We start from the raw sequence: 18,193 nt of genomic DNA, 5'->3' as shown, positions 1-18,193 counted from the left end.
TTATTATATCAAAATTGGTATAATCACCAATAATGAAAAGCATAAATATTTCATCAATCGGCGAGTTTGGACTGATAGATATGATAAAAAATCAGTTCGCAAACGTGAAAGACAATAAAAATATCGTTGCAGGCATAGGCGACGATAGCTTTTGTTTTAAATCAGGTAAAAACAATGTCTGTATAACAAAAGATATGCTGATAGAAGATATCCACTTTAAAAGAAATTGGGCAACCCCACAGGAAATTGGCAGAAAATCCATTGAAGTAAACGTAAGTGATATAGCCGCAATGGGGGATGTGAAACCTAAATATGCGTTTATAGGTCTGGGACTTCCGCCGAAAACATCGGAAATATTTATTAAAAGTTTATATAGAGGCTTTAAAAAAACCTGCGATAAATACAAAATGATAATAGCAGGTGGCAATATCGTAAAGGCTGATAAAATTATAATTTCTATTACGATTGTCGGCATAGGGAAAGAAAAGGTAGTTAAGAGAATGGGCGCAGGTGTTGGCGATTTGATTGGGGTAACAAACACTTTTGGCAATGCCGGAGCAGGAATTACACTTTTATACAAGTACGGCATAGAGCGCAAATATAATAAGTATGAGCGTTTTTTGATTTCAAAACAAAATAATCCAAAAGCAAGACTTAAGGAAGCGTGGAAAATATCAGAATATTTAACTTCTTTAACGGATGCTTCCGACGGACTGTATGTTTCTGTCGGCTTGCTTACAAAAGATTCCGGCAAAGGCGCAAATATCTATATAGATAAGATTCCAATTTCATCAAACTTGAAGAGAGTTTTCACAGAATACAAAAAACAGCTGGATTTTGCATTGTTTGGCGCAGAAGATTATGAGCTTATTTTTACCGTACCCGTTTCAAAAGCAAAGCTTTTAAAAAAGTTAGTTCCGCAAATTTCCTACATAGGCAAAATAAATTCGTCAAAAAAGGTAAAATATTTTTATAATGACAAAGAACAGAAAGTTGAGTATTCTGGATATAAACACTTCTAAAAAAAAATTTTTTATTACTAAAACACCCAAACAGACAAGTAATCTGGGCAAAAAATTCGCCGCCTTATTAAAAAGTGGCGATATTGTTTTCCTGAAAGGCGATTTAGGAAGCGGAAAAACGACTTTTGTACAAGGCGTTGTAAAAGCGTTTGGCAATAAAGGTTTTGCAAGAAGTTCGAGTTTTACGCTCGTAAATGAATATGATGCAAATGGTTTGAAACTTTTTCACATAGATTTATACAGACTAGACCCGTCAAGCGTTTGGAATATAGGGATAGAAGAGTATCTTTTCAGCGGGAATATTTCGCTTATTGAATGGGCGGACAGACTGGTAGGAGCTGAAAATGACAATTACTGGAATGTTGAGATTGAAAGTACGGGATCAAACAGAGAGGTAAAAATAGAGAAGAAAAAATGAAAATTTTAGCTGTAGAAACCTCGGGGAAAACATTTAGCGTAGCTTTAAATGAAGACGGCAGATCCGCCGCATCGTTTTATTATGACTGTGGTTACATACATTCTGAGATGATTGTTCCGTCAGTAGAGAGATTGTTGAAAGATACAGGAAATACTTTTCAAAATATAGATAAATTTGCAGTATCGACAGGACCCGGAAGTTTCACGGGGATAAGAGTCGGCATGACTGCGGTAAAAACATTTGCGCAAATATTAAACAAGCCTGTTGCTGCTGTTGACAGCCTGTCAATTCTGGAAAAATCTTTTGTTGAAATAAAAGGAGTGAAAACAATTTCTGCAATAGATGCTTTAAGATGTGAAGTTTACGTTAAGGACGGCGAGAAAATTATTATTAAAAATATAGACTTGTTTGTTAAAGATTTAAAAAAGTATAAAAATAAAATCTTGGTGATAGGAAACGCCGCGATATCTTATAGAGAAAAACTTTGCAAAGGACTCGGCAAATACAGTGTTTCTCTACCTTATATTATGCATATGCCTAAAGCGCAGGTATTAGCGGCAATGGCTTACCGCTCTTTGGAAAGTACGGACTATACAAAAATTAAACCACTGTATATCCGCCGCTCATGGGCGGAAGAAACCGACAAGAAATAAAATTAGTATATTGTCAAATTCTGATATGTGAAAAAATAAAATAAAACGATACCCATCAAAAATTTCTTCTCTCCGCTACTTCTTTTTCGCATTTTAAGATATTGTTATAACAGTCTAATAGCTCATCTAACCAATCTTTTATAATTCCTTCTTCTTCATCTTCCATTAAATTTTTAATATTTGAAATTTTTTCATTTAAGTTATCAATTGTTTTTCCCCAAGAAAAGCCACTCATAGCCTGCGCGCGTAATTCCTGCTTTAATCTTTTATTCTCGGGATACTTAATAAGCAATCTCCTGTAAAAAGCCATATCAGATTCTTTTTTCGTCGGCAAGAAATAATACGGGGCTAGACATGAAATTATATTTAATCTACTATTTTCTTTTTCGTCAATCCATTTTAGGATTGAAGATTCATCAAATATAGATAAAAAACCGTTGCTAAGCCAGCAATTTTTAATGTTGAATAAACGAGAAATATTTTGTTCGTTATTGTCTAAAATGCTGGAGAGTTTTTCCCACATTTCTTGTGGATGTAATTTTGCCAAAAATAGAAGACTATCTTTTTCCAATTTACTACTCAAGTCGCTGCTGATTATTATAATTCTTTCAAATATTTCCAATAAACGCTCTAACGACGATTTTGAATTGACATATTTATTTAATATTTCATTCCATAAATAGATATAAACAGTATTAATGTGTTTTTTAAAAACCTCTTCTATCGAAATATATAAACATTTTAGAACTAACTCTTCATCAAACTTAATTTTATCTTTATTATATGAGATGAGGGTCAAACAAAGATAAATAACTGGCTTTTCCTTTGTTATTATATATTCAATAATTTCAGTCAATAATTGTTTTGAACATTTACTAATTCTTGATTTTAAATCAGTAATGGAAAATTTATTGCTTTTAATCAAATTAAATAAATAGTTTACAGTTTTATCTGTGGGACTTACATTGACAATATCCGGCAAAATTGCATACAGCGGCGATTTGCAGTCAATTTTAAGTACTATATCGTCAAAAATATCTTGATTTTTTTCGCATAAACCATAAAAATATCCGACTATTAAATCTGTATTTTTAGGAGTTTTTAACTCGACATATTTCTCTATAATTTTTTTATATGAAATCAGATCATTGTCGCTTGCCGATTTTTTTATACCGACATCAAATGACAATTTAGATTTGTCAGAAAACAAAAATTCAAGCATTTCATCTTCTTTAAAATTTGCATTATTTACCAATTTATTAAATAATTCTTTCTTTTCGTCCGATACGTGCCGATTCTGCATACAAAAAATTTGAAAATCATCAATTTTATTTAGTTTTTTTAAATCTCCCAAAAATTCGTGCAGTTTAACGATATTTTCTTCATTCAATTCTTTACAGTTATGCTCTTCGAGCGTATTATTTAAATTTTCTATTAGCTCAAAAACATCACATTTTTTAGTGTTTATTAGCGTTTTATAATGATTTAATGCAATTTCACACGTTTCGTTCGTTTTTAATAAATAAAGAGCTGTTGAGTTAAATATGTAATTACATTTTTTTATAATTTCAATATTAGTATTTTTGTCTAGAATTGTTAATGTTAATTTAAATAAATCGTCTATATATTTTAATTCTATATTTGTGAAATTGAATCGTATCAACAATTGAATAGTAATCTCAGCGGAGTCATCTAGTTTGCTAACACACATAGGATCTTGCATGCCTTGTTCAATCGCTTTTAATATTATTAATACTTCTTTTTCTTCTTTCCTTGATTCAGCTAAGCCATTTAAGTAATTAATCTTACATTCTAGTGGAGTATATGTATTAGCCATCTTTGTGTTATAAAAAATAGTAAACAAATCTGTGAAATCTGTGAAAAAGGATTCGTATGTATTTCTATTTTTAGAGATTTCAATTTTAAAGAGTAAATCACAACTTTTTATAAAATAACTAGGATCTTTAGCATAATATGCAAGTACAGATTGTATGTCTCCATCTATATTTGAAAGTTCTTCAATATTTAAATCCCCAATTATTTCTCTTAGTTTCTTAAAAACATTTTTATTTTTTGGATAGGCTATACATTGAAACAGGTTTTTTTTTGTCACTATGTCATTGTAATTGTTAAATTGTTGCAGAATAATATCCAGAATAATATCTTTAATATTCGGAGGACATCCTGACAATTCATTATTGAAAAATTTAATTAAAGGCTTTGGCATACTTTCTACAAATTTCTCATATTTAAACATATCAGCATTTTTCTTCCACCAATTTTTTTGGAGCCAGTTTTGGAAAATTCTTGGAGATATATGTAAAGTAGTTTCGCCGCGCAGTATATTGCTGTCTTTCAATTTAGCAATATGTTCTTTAATATCTCCATTGCCAATAGCAGAGTAATCTTCTTTTATTCTTGAGCAAACAAATTCAAATTCAGAGCTAAATGTTCCTTTAAAACCAATCCGTTTAAACAAACTAAGGTACTCCAAAATTCTAATTTTGTCTTTTGTTTCATTAGAATTAATCGATTTTTCATCGCTTACATATTTAAGCCAAATATTGTCAAGATTTTCTAAATATTGTTCCGGATTTTTTGAAACATTCTCCGCGACAATCATTGCTACCATAGGAAATCCTTCGCAAAGTCTCACTATTTTATTACGAATGTCAGGCCGTAGATCTGGACAACGTTCTTCAATAAGTCTCGGAAGAACCTCTTCTGATAATTCTTTTACTATAAATGTTTCACCTCTTGTCATATCAACAGCATTAGAATTATATATAGTAATAAGTTTCATGTTGCTAGCGTCATATTCAATAGTATTGAGTATTTTTTCTGCATTTCTACTATCACATTCGTCAATAACCAAAATTAAAGACACATTTTTATTTTCATTAATATAATTTTTCAATGATGTTGAATTATTATATTCTTCAGGAGATCTAAAAAAGATGCAATTGCATTTTAAATCATTGTCGTCTAATATTTGAACGACTGTTTTTGTTTTACCTATTCCAGATACCCCTAATATTCTTATATGCATAGCTTTATCGTTTTTGTTTTGAGCTTTTAATAATTTTTGAACTTTGGAAATAATATTTTTTCTACGTTCATCTTCAAAATATTTGTTTCTCAAATCACTCTGTCGAGATATAGTTTTATGTAAAGTGTAGTAATCTGAATTTGTTGAGTTTGTTTTTATATTTAACAATAAGGCTAGATAATTTCTTTCAATAACGTTATTCAGATGTTCATATCCCCATACAGCTACATTACAATCAGAATAACCGCATTGATTAAAGTATTGTTTAAGTAAAGCAGTCGTTTTATTTAAATTTTCTTCTACAAATTCATGTTTAAATGTCACATAAACATAAGCAGCGCCATCATCTAAACATTCTTTAATAGCGGGTTTTAATTTCTTAGATTTTTCTTCTTTTAATTTATTAAATTCTTCTACGCTACAACCGAATAATTCTTTTACAATAGTACTTTCGTTCCAAGGTTTTTCCTTACCTGTTTTTATTTGGAAACGAACGTCATCAGCAATAATAATATCAGTTCTTATACCATTTACACTTTTTATTCTGGCATCAATGCCGCCATCGGGAGACGTTATATTTTCAGGACAATTAATATTAGTTCTAGGAATATTATTGTCTCCCGCTTCAAGAAGAAGAATTTGTTTAAATAAAGAAACAGCTTTTTTGGATTCCATATTTAATAATTCTTTCTCTAGCTTAAACATCATTTTCATCCTTTTGTTGATTATTTATAAATTATTAACGACAAACTAGACACGGTTATTGTTTTGACATTGCGACAATATATTCTTTCGTCATTGTGCCTTTTGTACAACCTGCTTTATTAGACGGCGAGTTTTTTAACGGCATTGACTTATTTGATAAAAGCCTTTCATAAGTGAAGAGATGATTAAACCCGTTTATTTCAAATTGTTCAGCAATAAACTGATCCGTTGGCAATTGAATATCTTGTACTCTTCTATTTCCAACTATGTAAAAAACAATTCCCTTCTTTTTCACACTTTTTGCAACATTTGTTATTGATTTATGTAAATCAAAATAAAATGATGAAACTTCCAACGCTCGTTTTTTAGATTTTATCGAAATCTGTTTTACGTAATCAGTTATAATACTGCCATCATATATTTGTTTAACAGTATGCCCTCCCATAAGCATTCTATCTAGTTGCCTTGCGCTTTCAAAACCAAGCCATTGATTACTAAACATTGAAAATTGACCGTAGGCAACCGTTGTAAAACTATCGCCATATGGCGGACTTGTCAATACGACATCATATTTCTTATTGATATTTTTAAACTCTGAACAATGCACATTAATTTTTAAATTATTTATTTTAGGCAAATAGCATTTGCTGTATATTCCGATAACTTTATTTAATTTATTAAAAAAGACACTAAACACGTCAGAATTAAATTGTAAAATTTCTTCTTGCTTAATTCTATATAACTTAAATTCGTTGTTTCTAGTATAAGAACACTCTCTTATTGTTTCAGAAAAAGGAACCAAAAATATTTGTTGAATATCTTTATCAATCTTATTTATAAAATGCTTCAGTATAGATAAATTTTGCAAAACAGGTTTTGAAAACCAATAGTCAATATTATTATACTGTACAATCTGTATGTTGCTTATATTATTTTCCTGTTTTATAAAATCATATATATCATTTTGTAAATTCTGCTTTACAATCTCAACCTTATCAATGTCAATTTCTGAGAATTTTGTTCTTGAGATAAGAACAGCTAAAGGATTAACATCAAAACCGTCCATTTCCAAAAAACCATTTTCTAACCCTGCGGTAAGACATGAACCTGAACCACAATATGGATCAAGAAGTTTTCCTTTAATATTTAATTCTTTAAACAGCTCTATCCCTATTTGGGGGATCATAGTAGCAGGATATTTATGAATATTCGGATACTTAGTGGCGTAAGACTGCCCTAAAAAATCATATTTTTCATTTCTAGTTACTAGATATCTCACATATATCCTTTATGCTCTTAAATAATAACGGTAGTTTATGTTCATAAACCCTAAAACCTGTGCCATGATTCCGAGCACTTGTTCCTTTATCATGTAATCTTAAATCTACTAAAATATTTTCCTCTTTAAACTGATTTTCTAACAACTCTGGAGAAGTTTCCTTCATTAATTGTGCTCGGTAAAAATGAAAATATTCTTTTCCAGCTCTTTCTTCAGTATGGGCTGAAACAAAAATCAGAGCTGGTATTTTTTTAATAAACCTATCAGCCAAATTCTGTAAACACCATGAAGCAACTATTTCTCCAGACACATGCCTTACTGAAATTGCTACCTTTGTAACTTCAAGAAACAATCCGGCGCTATTAGGTTTTAAAGACATCGTATAATATAGTCCTTTTCTTCCCTTTACATCAGGACTGCCATATTTTTTAACTGCCTCTATAGGCGGGTATTTTCCAAACTTTATTATTGAAAGTAAACAGCGTAATAAGAGATTTATTTTTTGTACGATGAGCTTTTAATTCTGCGCCTTCTACATCCGGTCTAGCATTATTATTTTCAGGAATCCCAAGGAAAGATTCCAAAGTATATCCTATACCAGTATGACCATTTCTTTTAGAAGGCACATATCCTTTTTCTCTTAATCTTATAAATTTGGTTTGAAATTCTTTTTGTTTCATAGCATAACTTAAATTCTTATTTTTTTGGTTTTGTTCTAAGTTGACGTCCTAGTTTTCTTTTGATTCTTTCTTTACTGTTTTGATTTTTCAACTGTTTTTTTACAATTTTTTTATAATTTTTGCTGTTTTTTTCACAACAGTCTTCTTTTTAACTTCTTTTGTCGCCGTTATTTTCTCAGTTTTGGATTTTAATTTTTTAATGTTAACAACGACGGCATTATCCCAAAGCTTTTCAAGTTTATATAATTCTCTTATTTCAGACAACATAATATGTATGACAATGCCGCCGCAATCTATGACCTTCCATGATGATGAGGATACACCATCTTTTCTCAATGGTCTTATATCTTGTTCTTTAAAAGTTTTTTCAATCTCAATCGATATTGCATTTATTTGTGGCGTTGACTGCGCTGTGGTTATAACAAAATAATTTGCAATTGCAGTCACTTCGCGCATATCTAAAATGATTGTGTCAATCGCTTTTTTATCGTCCGCTATTTCTGCCGCTTTAACCGCCAATGCGAAAAAATCAATTTTTGCCATCTTGTCCCTCTTTTTTATCAAGATTGCCGTATATTGCACAATCTCTACCCACGAATATGCTTATGTCGGAATAAATACAATTATCGTATGAAATTATCACTTTCCCAGTCTTTTAAATTTCCACAATTTTTAAGGCTTGCGTAAAATTCCCTTATAGTCTTTTATCAAAGTTTTATTATAAGCTACAAGGAAATTGTTCCAGTCCAAAACATCAAAGTTATTTCTCCTTAAAAGCTCCGCCGCTTTCTCAGCCATACGCGGTTTTCTTAAAGCATTTTTAATATTAATCAGAATATCTTTCGTATTTGTCTGCAAAGTTGCATCGGCATAGTATATTTTATTTAAGAGTTTTTCAATATTTTGTCTGTCAAATTCAGTTCCTGTCTTTGTATATTTCATGGGCATTTCACAAAATATAAGCACCGGTTGTTTTGTAAATTTGAGTCTTAAAATATAATATGCAAAAAGACAATTTTGGGATATTTATATTGATAAAGTTGTAATTTCTGCAGATTTTCATTATTATATAAGGTGTTAAGTTCAGAAAGTACTCTATTGTTGCAAGACGGTTTAAGGACTCTAAATCTCTGTTTTTGAAATTATCTTTTGAAAGAATAGCTTTAAACTCTTTATCTTTCCATGTCATACTGTAAAGCGTCTCAAAATTTGTATTGATATAAAAACCGGTCTCAGCGGTATTTCCTATTACTCTGCGTATATCCAAATAAATTTTTTTATTGCTGTTTTATATCCTTTTTTGAATTTTCGTTAAACAATGTTCTTAAGAGCATTTTTCTCGAGGGAACAACCTGAGTTGAGGTACCCACTTACAACAGTTTTATTTGTTGTTTATTATGTATTATCTGCCGTTTGGTAATTGCTTTGACAGTTCTACAGGTCTCCATAGAGTTTTAATTTTTATGTTGAGATTTTGGAAGACGTCCCATTTCTTGACATCTAGACTTTTTGGTATTTGTTCGTTCCCTTTCCCTTTCTTGTGATATTCCCAACTGTACAGTTTTGCTTCGTTTTTGTTTTGAAGGTTGTTTAACGCTTTTTCAAGTGGAGCGATGATTTGTCTGCGAGGGCATTGAGTTGATGAGTTCATCACTTCCTCATAACTTGGCAAATTAGTAGCTTTCAGCAGGTTTTTCGTGCTAATGAGAAACTCGTTTGGATTTTGCTTACTTCCCCTGTGATGTTTTTTTGTGTTTTGTATGTTTTGAATATAATATATAAGTTGAGACTCAATAATGGACTTTGTACTTTGATAGTAAGAAGGTAGTGGTATGCGGTATTCTAGTAGGTATTTGACTACACCAGGAGTAAACCACAAGGATAATTTTCCATTTTTGAACCTTTTATCTTTCGCGACTATCAAACGTATATCCCTGCTTTCTTTAGTTGTGTTTCTTTTTTTGTTGTTTTCAGCATTAACATCAACTTGCACTGTAACCCAAGCATTCAAAAGTATAGATACTTGTTTAAGTATTTGTTTTTTTGTTTTGTTATAAGATTTTGGACTTAGACCACGCAGCTTTTGATATTCTTTGACATTGATGTCCATTCTCACATCTGTTTCAGCGTTCTTATCTTTTTGTAGCTCCCCTAAGATATAGATAAGAAATCGCGGGTCTTTTAGTATTGCAGAAAATTCTATTTGTTTAGTTTCATTTTTATTTTTATTCGAAGTTGTGATGGTTATCCCTGTTTTTGTACCTGTTTTTGTAATTTTATATTCGCTTTTTTCCCCGCTAAAGTTAAGCCATAATTGACGATTATCATTGTCAGGCTTGAAGCGTATTTTTTTGGTCTGTCACACTTAGTCCGTTGTCTTCTATTTGCTTTTTCTCGTGAAGATATGAAAGGATTCCACCAGACCACGCTTGAATTGCATTCTCGAGTACCGCTTCAAGTTCATCGTTATAAAGCTTTGCTAGTATTTTTTTAAAGTATTCTTTATCTTCTGACAGTCGCGCTGGATTTAATTTCTTTCTCGAGTATCGCTTTAAGTTCTTTGTCAAAAAATTTTGCTAGTATTTTTTTAAAGTATTCTTTATCTTCTGGCTTAGTCGTGCTGGATTTAATTTCTTTGGTGATTAATATCCCAGCTGTCATTTTAGTTATAATTTTCTTTGCCTCATGTGGTATTAAGTCAGTGTTCTTTTCCTCAACCGATTCCATTGCGTTTATTGCGTCTCTCAACCCAACTACAGCCGTTTGCGGTGGGACAAGTTTCTTTTCCCAAAACCTTGCATGTATAGTTTCCAAAATATTCCTCGCCGAGTCTGTAATATGTTTTTCTTCATCTTCTGGATTCATGCTTAATCCTTTCCTTTTTTGCTATAATAAAGCACACGCAGGTCTCGTGATATTATTATCCGAGCTTGTAACATTGGTATATTTTTTAACGCATAGCGGAGCAAGACTACAATCTTACTCCGCTCTCTTTTTGTACCTACAACAAAACATCTCTCTGTGTACGCTCGTATCTGTTCTACTCACTGACTTATATCATTACATTTTTTATCAGCGGAGCTAAGTCGTCAGGTGGCTTGTTATTTGTTTCGGGCAACAATTCAACCAGCGTTTCCATGTGTGCGGTAATTTCATCGGTCTTATCCGACACCTTTTGCATCTGTACTTCAGTTAAGCTGTAAACCTTTTCGGGCATTCTTTTATCCTCTTTTCAGATTAACTTTAATCCTGTGAACTGATGCAGATACCAAAGTCAATCAAAGACATCGTAGAGATTGTCTTCGTGCAGGTGTTGGGGGTGATGATGAGGCAATACCTGACTCTGAGCCTGATTAATATTCGGCGGATATTGGGGTGGCTGGCCGAGGTGCGGTTGCATGTTTGGGTTAAACTCTTGGTTATGCTCGTGGTAGTAACCTTGTTGGTAGTAACCGTGATGTCCTGCTGAATACTGCTCGAACTGGCTAAAGGCCGCCTCGAAAGCACGGAAAATTGCGCCAGTCCACGTGGATACTGTTGGGTCCGAGTGCTTCCGGTATTGCTTGCAAAACCAGTTCGAGAGCCTGTCTGTCCATCTTTTGTTCCCTTCGAAAATGATGTTGGGGTTAAGTCGCTGTGGTTGATTTTCCTGAGGGTCTTCAGATGACTCTGGAGTAAGTTTGAACCAAGCCCAATCAACAAATCTAAATCCCTTGCCTATCCCCCAGCATACGTAGGGATACAGAGCTTTGCAGGCTGATACCGCTAAAATGGCTACGGCAAAATAAGCGGCGTACTTAAGCGGAGTAAGTACAGACTTCAACTGCTTCTCGGTTTCTGGCGACATCATAGATACAGGAGGTGGCATGTTATGTATCACAATATCCGCCCCCTCTTTTGCAGGCTCCTTAGTAATTATGGGCGATTGTCTTGGTTCGGCTGGCCTATTTGGCTGGCAACCCGTAAATAAAGAGAGTGTTAAACCTAATGCAATTATCTTTTTCATGTCATGTCCTCTATAATTTATAATACTAGTCATACGCTCCGTTGATTATCATCGGTCACTACTTATTATGTCTTCGCACATATCAATCAGGTCTCTCGGAGGCTCGTCAAACTTGTCGCATAACCGCCTTATTAACGACTGTGCGGAAATGTAGATGTTGCGTGTTTCCTTTAAAATGTCTTCTGTAACGCTATCAACGTTTTCGGGCATTCTATTACCTCTTTTTCTTATTCATCAAGTACGTGTTGTACTCCCTTACTTTTTAGGTAAGAAATTACGTTACTACGCTTAAAAATACTAACGGCAAAATCTAGAAAATTCTTGAATATAAAACCTAACTGGACAAGATTAGGATAATCAGAATAATTTAAATCATCAGGAAATTGTATATCATCATCAATAAAAGACCTAACGATAGCATCATGCAATATATCGCAAAGTCTACTAATATCCGAATTAAGTACCTTTTTTAAATATCGTACAAACTTAATCGGACTATACTCAATTTTATTACCCTCTTTGTCAGCAACATGAAGAAGACCATCTTCCCCAATAGTAGCAGTAGTACCATTTTTATCCTTAATAACAGCAGAATTATTTTTCCCAAAAAACTTATTATATACAGCAATTCCCGAAACAAATATTAAGGTAAGTGCAACAGCAGTTAAAGAAGGCAACATTAAACGGATTATTGTACCATCTCAAAGAGGAAGACACAGCACTATCAGACGACAGAGCAGACTTACTCGGCTCAGATGTTGGAATGGGAGTGTTTGAAGGTTCAGAAGCGGAAGCATTTGAAGTATTTGACGTCAGCGACTGCGGTGGAACGCCTTCGCTTCCTTCGGGTATTTCTTTGGACTCGGTCGCTTTGAGGCTCCCTTTGTTATGTCCGCACCCTGCTAAGATACAAAGGCACAGAAGTATAGCCGTTGGTTTAAGGGTATTCATTTGACACCTCTATCACGCCGAGATTCCGTATTGCCCACTCATAGTTAGAATGGGGCTGGTCGTTGCCTCTGCGTGCATACTCAAATTCTACTTCCTGCGTGGTTACGTAGTTGTCGGGGTAGTCGTTATGCCTGCTTACGCCCATATTAAACCCTCTTGACCAGCCTATGCGGTGTCCCTGATTGTATAACACTTGGTCTCTGTTTTTGCTTGATATGCCCACAGGGTCGGTTTGCACTTCTGCGTCTTGTATGGCTTCAGGCGGCATTTCGTATTGGCTTGCTGAGCTTACCTTAACAGCGACTGTCTGTTTAGCCAGAGATATTCCTCTTTCCACAGAAAACTTATGCTGTTTCAACTGTTCCTCAGGCAACGACATTGATAAGCCCTGCTCTATGCCCAGCTGTATCCCCTGCTCCTTACCTGCGGCAAAGAATTGGTCTAGTGCGGCTGAGTGTTCCATTTTAGCCTCTTCCCTGCCGTAATACATTCCGTACTGTTTCCCATTTTCATAAGCTGCGTCCACTTTCATTCTCTGCAGGTTGGCTTTAAACACAGGGTTTATGTTTGGCTGAGGGTTAAACACCCACCTTTCTTCGGTAGGGCGACCCTCTTCGTCCACGCCTGTGACGTACCTCTTTGCTCCGCTTGCAGGGTCGCTTTCGCCTCCGTGCAGCTCTATGTATGCTTTATATTTGTTGCCTCTCTGTCTTTGCTTTTCCCTGTCTGTTTCCAACGCAACCACCCTGTCCACAAGTATCCTGTTTTGTTCCGCCATATGAGCGTTAGCGTTTTTTCTCAGCCTTTGATTTTCTAACTCTGTGGTATAAGCCAACGATATGTCTTGCTGTACATGGTTAACGCTGTTTCGTATTCTTTCGGTTTCCGCAGCTGCTCCTGTAAAACGCTGAGGGGCTAAATGAAGAGCCGCCAAAGCCTGTGCAAGGTTGTCGTCTGTTATAGGTACCGCTCTGGCTGCTCCCGTCGGCATAGGTTCGTCTTCCTGCTGGGCTAGTCTCAAGCATTCTCTCGCTCTCGAGGTCTGAACGCCCGTAAGCTGCATTAACCACACAGCCAGCTTGTTGCATACGGCTACGTACGTATTGTCCCACTGCCAAGCTAATCTTTGCAGGCGGGGGCGTATCCCGAACCTTTCCCACATTTTCCAATAATCGTACACTGTTACCCGTACAGCGCCTTCTGGCGTAACGTTTATGGCTTGGTATCTGTTTACGTATCCGCCTATATATGTGGCTATGCCAATTATTGCGGCTATGCTTGCCACTATGCCTACAGATACACCAAACGCTTTAGCCCAGCCCATGCCCTTCTTCTCGGGCTTTGCCTCTGGCTCAGGTTTCTGGTAGGCTTTCTCTAGTTCTTTCAGCAGGTTTGCGTTACGTTCTTCTAGGGCTTTAATATCCTGTTCGTATAATTCCTTTTGTTTATCCACAATTTCGTTCATTTCCACTGTTTCGGAGTAAGGAGTACGTTTGGTTCCGCAGGAACAGACTAACGACGCTATTAATAAAAGGCTTATTAACTTTTGCATTAGTTGTCCACCTCTAATACGCCGTATTTGCTTTTGTAGCTCTGCACTTTCCCGCATGCTGCTATGTTTAAAGCTATTAGTACAACTGCAATTATCTTTTTCATTTTCCCGTTCTTACTTCTTAATTTTTCTATTGTTTCTCTGGCTCATTGCCGCAGACACAACCGACACTGCTATGGATATCCACAGACCTACCTTTAACCTGAGATTAGACAAGGTCGGAGGGACTATCTGTGTCTGCTCTTGCAGATTAGTTTCTTCGTTAATACTGTATTGCTTTTCTGGGTTTGTTTGATTTTTTGGAATGGATACCGCTGATACATCTGATTCTCTTTGCACAACCGAATTCGGCTTCCCGCACCCGAAAACCAAAGATATACATATAATTTTTTTCATTTTTATATTGCACTTTTTACATCATGGCAAGATATGAGGAAAATGAGGATACGTAACAAATCGGACAAGCTCATAATTATCTCGTAAATCTTAGGGTTATGATATTTGTGATACACCTGCCACAATCCCAAAATCTTTTTTGGTCATCATTCCACTTTACTTATTTTTTTGCTTCAGGGCTATATTCTCAGTGTTCAAAAAATGTATTTGCTCGTTCGCAACCCTTAGCTGGTTTTCCAAAGTTGAAATTCTTGCTTTAAGGTCAAACATATAACTATTCTTTGCTACTTCGGCAGATATATCTTTTTGGTGTTGTTGCGCTAATTCAATATTAGCCTTGTTCAGCTCGTTAATTTGTTCTAGCTGGGATTGATTTGACTGTATCAAATTACTGTTTTGCTCAGAGGATTTTCGTATTTCTTCATCCTTGTCTTTTATTACACCCTACAACCTTATACACTCTAACTTTAGGTTCGTTATTTGCGTGTCCAACAACCGAACATGCCTCTGTGATTGTTCAAATTTGTTTTCCATATTAAACAGTTCTGTGTTTCTATCGTCCAGCGTCTTTTTCATAACCTCTATTACGTCACTGTTTCTTCCGGAGGGGGAGACTTCTTCCGCGAAAGTGGCGCTTTTTTTTTACTCGGTGGTAAGTCTCCCTGAGGCGGGGGACCGAAAGGATTTTTGCTTGGTTTGTGGGCGACACTACTGGCAACAAACGGGTTCTTTATGGGATCCTTTTTTTCGTCCACAACTTTAGATTTAACGCCGGGGAGGGTAATTAATTCAGGTACTATAGTCTTTCTCTTAGGATATCCGCCTACTTTTTCTACGCTAGGTCTCAGTTCAACTGTAGTTCCCTTTTTTTGGTCAAACGGCGCAAAAGAGATTTCGCTGGGTTCTTTCCCTGCTTCTCCTTTTGCCTTCTTTATTTTTTGGGGATTCTCATCGGAATAAGAATATTCGTCTTTTTCGGTCGGCTCGGGAGGCTTAGGAGGAGGAGGAGGAAAAGGCGGAAGAATAATATCAATTTGGGGAATTTCGTTCTCTTTCTTTGGCGGAGCTTTCTTTCTTTTGCCCTCGTCAGAGGAACCTTCAGAAGCTTTTTTAAACTTGCTCTTTACCCAATCCCATGCCTCAGGTATGCGCGTATGAATATCATGCTTACAGCCGACAGCAATAAGCAGCACAGCAACACAAACAGACGTGATAGCAACCCAGTGGTCTCCCGCAAATCCGTACGCCTTTTTAAGATACCTTTTTGAGGTTGCCAAATAGTCAGCGGAATCCTCGTGGAATTGTTCAGCAGCAGTTTCTTTCTCGTTAGACCCTAACGGAGCTAATTTCTTGGCTTTTGCTGTTTCTAATTGCTGTTGTTTGGTTACGTTTGGCAACGGCTTCGGCTGAGGCTGTTTACCGCACCCTGCGGTTAGCGATATACATATACATATACATATACTCTTTTTCATTTATGCGTCCTTAAATTAATCTCTATCATAATAACAGCGATATCATTCTTTTCATTTTTTTTGTATAATTTAGTAACAAGAACATTCTTCTACTTACAAAAATAAAGAGCATAGCCGCAAAGCGTACAGGGCAATTCCATCCCATAGAGTTGCCCTGTTTTTTATTATCATTTCATTTCGTTCTTTTTATACTCAATCATTTGCTCTTCAAGTATATTCATGCACAGCGAACTCAGCGATATATTCTTCTGCTTTGCTCGCACCTGTAACCTTGACCAAGTCACATAATCAACTCTGCACCCAATGCGATGTTTCTTATCGTTTTTCTCATTGGTATCACGCTCTAAATATCTTTTAAAAAACTGTTGCAAAACTCCGCTGGGCGTTGTATCTTCCTGCTTTTTTGCGATTCCTTTTAGCCAATTAAAAGTCTGGGCAGTTCCCCAGACCTGAACCAATTTACTCGGATTTTTACCGCTTCTAATTCTTCTCATTGGCTTAACTCGCTTACGAAATTCGTCAAAAAAACACTGCAAAATACGGCAGATTTCTCCTTCGCCTTTTGGAGCAGTTTCCCATATCTGCGCTGATTTGCTCGGATTTCTCTCTCTTTTGTTGTTGGTTCTTTTTTTTATTTTACCATTATTATTGCAATTTATTTTAAAATGTTCAAATACCACCGCTTCTGTTATGCTAGTTAGTACACCTGTTTTTTTGTAGTTCCAAATTGTGCGGATATATCATTGTCGTGTTTATGTTGCCGTGCCTTGCGAACTGCTGTGCTTCCTGCAGTGTGGCTCCCCCAGCCAGCGACAACGTTATCGCTGTATGTCTCAAACTGTGCGACGTAAACCTGTCGGAATTCAGCCCTGCTTCTTTGTATGCCTGCTTTATTATTTTACGCAAACTTCTTATCGCTAAACGCTTGCCTTTGTTCCCGTCCGAGAACACCATAAACAGCGGACTTTCTGCTTTTATATCGCTCGGAATATCTGACAAATACTCCCGTATCGCCATGCTCACTTTCTCCCCAAGTTTAGTATATTCCGTTTTTTCATTTCTGCCTTTCCCCTGCAGATACAATACTTCCATGTCTCCGATATTTCTCAAGTCTTCAACATTCGCTCTTGCGAGTTCTATCGTCCTCAATCCGCACGTTGCTGATAACGCTATTATCGCATAATTTCTTTTTCCTATAGATGTTTTTGTACAAGTTTTCGCTTGCCAGCCATCTGAAGAAAAGCTTCACTACTCCAAGACGAAAAATCGTTGTTGCTGGTTTATATTTACTTTTCAGATATTCACGATACCCGATAATATCTTCCCGTGTCGGTGTTGTTTTTTGTGTGTCAGTCAGGTATTTTGCAAAGTGAATTAATTCGTATTTGTATGCTTTTACAGTTGTCGGCGAGGCGTCCAAATAGCTGATAAATCTGTCAAACCATTCTTCTTTTATTTCTGCTTTTTCTGCAATTTCTACTTTACTGCCGACGCCGTCAACAACCATCAATTCAGTTGCCTCTCCCATGTGCGTATCCTCTGCTTCTAATTATTAGTTTCTACACTCTTTACCATTCTTCAATTATTCTCTGTGTGTGCTTCGTGTCTGTCTTTCGTGTACTCATCTTTAACTGCCAAAGCCTTTTTAATTAAATCCTGTTTGTTAAATTTCACATTCCTTTTATAAACTGTATTATTCTGCCTATTATCGCCAAAGTAATCCCAACTTGCACAATCGCTATAATATTACTTATTATCTTTTTTATCATTATCCTCACCGCCATTTAAAACCCGTTTGTCCCCGCTTCTACTATCTTCAGATTTTTACTGCCCTTATATTCTTTTGACAGTATCCCCATTGCCAAAACAACATCGTACGGATTGGCAAACTGCGTCGATAAAAACATATCCACAAACGAAAACATTCCGCTCTCTATATCGAATAATAAAAATGATTTATTTTTTTCATCATATACCCGCCAGCTCTGATTTTTATCTTTGTCAGGGACT

24 protein-coding genes are annotated in these 18,193 nt (G+C 35.5%); 3 read left to right on the top strand and 21 right to left on the bottom strand.

Annotated elements, in window-relative coordinates:
- The first annotated feature begins 32 nt into the window (after positions 1-32).
- The 3 genes from thiL to tsaB are packed head-to-tail and all read left to right on the top strand — an operon-like array spanning position 33 to position 2,093.
- Complete coding sequence (thiL, locus tag LE179_RS03775) at positions 33-1,022, top strand: thiamine-phosphate kinase (RefSeq protein WP_374129041.1); 990 nt, start codon at positions 33-35, stop codon at positions 1,020-1,022.
- The gene (tsaE, locus tag LE179_RS03770; RefSeq protein WP_374129040.1) at positions 976-1,440 is read left to right on the top strand and encodes a tRNA (adenosine(37)-N6)-threonylcarbamoyltransferase complex ATPase subunit type 1 TsaE; all 465 of its coding nucleotides are present in this window, start codon (positions 976-978) and stop codon (positions 1,438-1,440) included. The genes thiL and tsaE overlap by 47 nt, the downstream gene beginning before the upstream one ends.
- Positions 1,437-2,093, top strand: coding sequence for a tRNA (adenosine(37)-N6)-threonylcarbamoyltransferase complex dimerization subunit type 1 TsaB (gene tsaB, locus LE179_RS03765; protein ID WP_374129039.1), 657 nt, complete (start codon positions 1,437-1,439; stop codon positions 2,091-2,093). Before tsaE ends, tsaB begins: the two co-directional genes overlap by 4 nt.
- A gap of 55 nt (positions 2,094-2,148) precedes the next feature.
- On the opposite strand, the gene LE179_RS03760 is transcribed toward tsaB, so the two are convergent.
- The 21 genes from LE179_RS03760 to LE179_RS03660 all read right to left on the bottom strand — a co-directional run.
- Positions 2,149-5,847, bottom strand: a complete 3,699-nt coding sequence (locus LE179_RS03760; protein ID WP_374129038.1) for a hypothetical protein — start codon at positions 5,845-5,847, stop codon at positions 2,149-2,151.
- Between the two features lie 55 nt (positions 5,848-5,902).
- Entirely contained in the window at positions 5,903-7,126 is a 1,224-nt protein-coding gene (locus LE179_RS03755) for a modification methylase (RefSeq protein WP_374129037.1), read from the bottom strand.
- The gene (locus tag LE179_RS03750; RefSeq protein WP_374129036.1) at positions 7,107-7,505 is read right to left on the bottom strand and encodes an MvaI/BcnI family restriction endonuclease; all 399 of its coding nucleotides are present in this window, start codon (positions 7,503-7,505) and stop codon (positions 7,107-7,109) included. The genes LE179_RS03755 and LE179_RS03750 overlap by 20 nt, the downstream gene beginning before the upstream one ends.
- Positions 7,506-7,554: 49 nt before the next feature.
- Positions 7,555-7,806: an MvaI/BcnI family restriction endonuclease gene (locus LE179_RS03745; RefSeq protein ID WP_374129035.1), complete on the bottom strand. Its 252-nt coding sequence runs from the start codon at positions 7,804-7,806 to the stop codon at positions 7,555-7,557.
- A gap of 99 nt (positions 7,807-7,905) precedes the next feature.
- Entirely contained in the window at positions 7,906-8,349 is a 444-nt protein-coding gene (rsfS, locus tag LE179_RS03740; protein WP_374129034.1) for a ribosome silencing factor, read from the bottom strand.
- A 129-nt stretch (positions 8,350-8,478) separates the two neighbouring features.
- Entirely contained in the window at positions 8,479-8,754 is a 276-nt protein-coding gene (locus LE179_RS03735) for a hypothetical protein (RefSeq protein ID WP_374129033.1), read from the bottom strand.
- Positions 8,755-9,208: 454 nt separating this feature from the next.
- A complete protein-coding gene (locus LE179_RS03730) occupies positions 9,209-9,916 on the bottom strand; it encodes a hypothetical protein (RefSeq protein ID WP_374129032.1) in 708 nt (235 codons plus the stop codon).
- A 392-nt stretch (positions 9,917-10,308) separates the two neighbouring features.
- Positions 10,309-10,671 (bottom strand): hypothetical protein, encoded by a 363-nt coding sequence (locus LE179_RS03725; protein ID WP_374129031.1) that lies wholly within the window; start codon positions 10,669-10,671, stop codon positions 10,309-10,311.
- Between the two features lie 187 nt (positions 10,672-10,858).
- Positions 10,859-11,023: a hypothetical protein gene (locus LE179_RS03720; RefSeq protein WP_374129030.1), complete on the bottom strand. Its 165-nt coding sequence runs from the start codon at positions 11,021-11,023 to the stop codon at positions 10,859-10,861.
- Between the two features lie 57 nt (positions 11,024-11,080).
- On the bottom strand, positions 11,081-11,812 hold the full coding sequence (locus tag LE179_RS03715; protein ID WP_374129029.1) for a hypothetical protein: 732 nt from the start codon (positions 11,810-11,812) through the stop codon (positions 11,081-11,083).
- Between the two features lie 48 nt (positions 11,813-11,860).
- The gene (locus tag LE179_RS03710) at positions 11,861-12,022 is read right to left on the bottom strand and encodes a hypothetical protein (RefSeq protein ID WP_374129028.1); all 162 of its coding nucleotides are present in this window, start codon (positions 12,020-12,022) and stop codon (positions 11,861-11,863) included.
- Between the two features lie 17 nt (positions 12,023-12,039).
- On the bottom strand, positions 12,040-12,489 hold the full coding sequence (locus tag LE179_RS03705; RefSeq protein WP_374129027.1) for a hypothetical protein: 450 nt from the start codon (positions 12,487-12,489) through the stop codon (positions 12,040-12,042).
- Positions 12,428-12,763 carry a hypothetical protein gene (locus LE179_RS03700; protein ID WP_374129026.1) on the bottom strand — a complete coding sequence of 112 codons (336 nt, stop codon included), beginning with the start codon at positions 12,761-12,763 and terminating at the stop codon, positions 12,428-12,430. Before LE179_RS03700 ends, LE179_RS03705 begins: the two co-directional genes overlap by 62 nt.
- The gene (locus LE179_RS03695; protein WP_374129025.1) at positions 12,750-14,315 is read right to left on the bottom strand and encodes a hypothetical protein; all 1,566 of its coding nucleotides are present in this window, start codon (positions 14,313-14,315) and stop codon (positions 12,750-12,752) included. Before LE179_RS03695 ends, LE179_RS03700 begins: the two co-directional genes overlap by 14 nt.
- A 114-nt stretch (positions 14,316-14,429) precedes the next feature.
- Positions 14,430-14,711, bottom strand: a complete 282-nt coding sequence (locus LE179_RS03690; RefSeq protein ID WP_374129024.1) for a hypothetical protein — start codon at positions 14,709-14,711, stop codon at positions 14,430-14,432.
- A gap of 156 nt (positions 14,712-14,867) precedes the next feature.
- Positions 14,868-15,098, bottom strand: a complete 231-nt coding sequence (locus LE179_RS03685; RefSeq protein ID WP_374129023.1) for a hypothetical protein — start codon at positions 15,096-15,098, stop codon at positions 14,868-14,870.
- A 197-nt stretch (positions 15,099-15,295) separates the two neighbouring features.
- On the bottom strand, positions 15,296-16,183 hold the full coding sequence (locus tag LE179_RS03680) for a hypothetical protein (protein ID WP_374129022.1): 888 nt from the start codon (positions 16,181-16,183) through the stop codon (positions 15,296-15,298).
- Between the two features lie 167 nt (positions 16,184-16,350).
- Complete coding sequence (locus LE179_RS03675; RefSeq protein ID WP_374129021.1) at positions 16,351-16,677, bottom strand: hypothetical protein; 327 nt, start codon at positions 16,675-16,677, stop codon at positions 16,351-16,353.
- A 199-nt stretch (positions 16,678-16,876) separates the two neighbouring features.
- Positions 16,877-17,356 (bottom strand): tyrosine-type recombinase/integrase, encoded by a 480-nt coding sequence (locus tag LE179_RS03670; RefSeq protein WP_374129133.1) that lies wholly within the window; start codon positions 17,354-17,356, stop codon positions 16,877-16,879.
- On the bottom strand, positions 17,298-17,711 hold the full coding sequence (locus LE179_RS03665; protein ID WP_374129020.1) for a site-specific integrase: 414 nt from the start codon (positions 17,709-17,711) through the stop codon (positions 17,298-17,300). Before LE179_RS03665 ends, LE179_RS03670 begins: the two co-directional genes overlap by 59 nt.
- A 256-nt stretch (positions 17,712-17,967) precedes the next feature.
- On the bottom strand, positions 17,968-18,193 hold a 226-nt coding region (locus tag LE179_RS03660; protein ID WP_374129019.1), incomplete at its 5' end, for a hypothetical protein.

This window comes from Candidatus Endomicrobiellum agilis (genome assembly GCF_020328115.1).
Classification (GTDB): Bacteria; Elusimicrobiota; Endomicrobiia; order Endomicrobiales; family Endomicrobiaceae; genus Endomicrobiellum; species Endomicrobiellum agilis.
The sequence above is the reverse complement of the archived record's forward strand: the minus strand, read 5'-3'. Positions and strand labels throughout refer to the sequence as shown.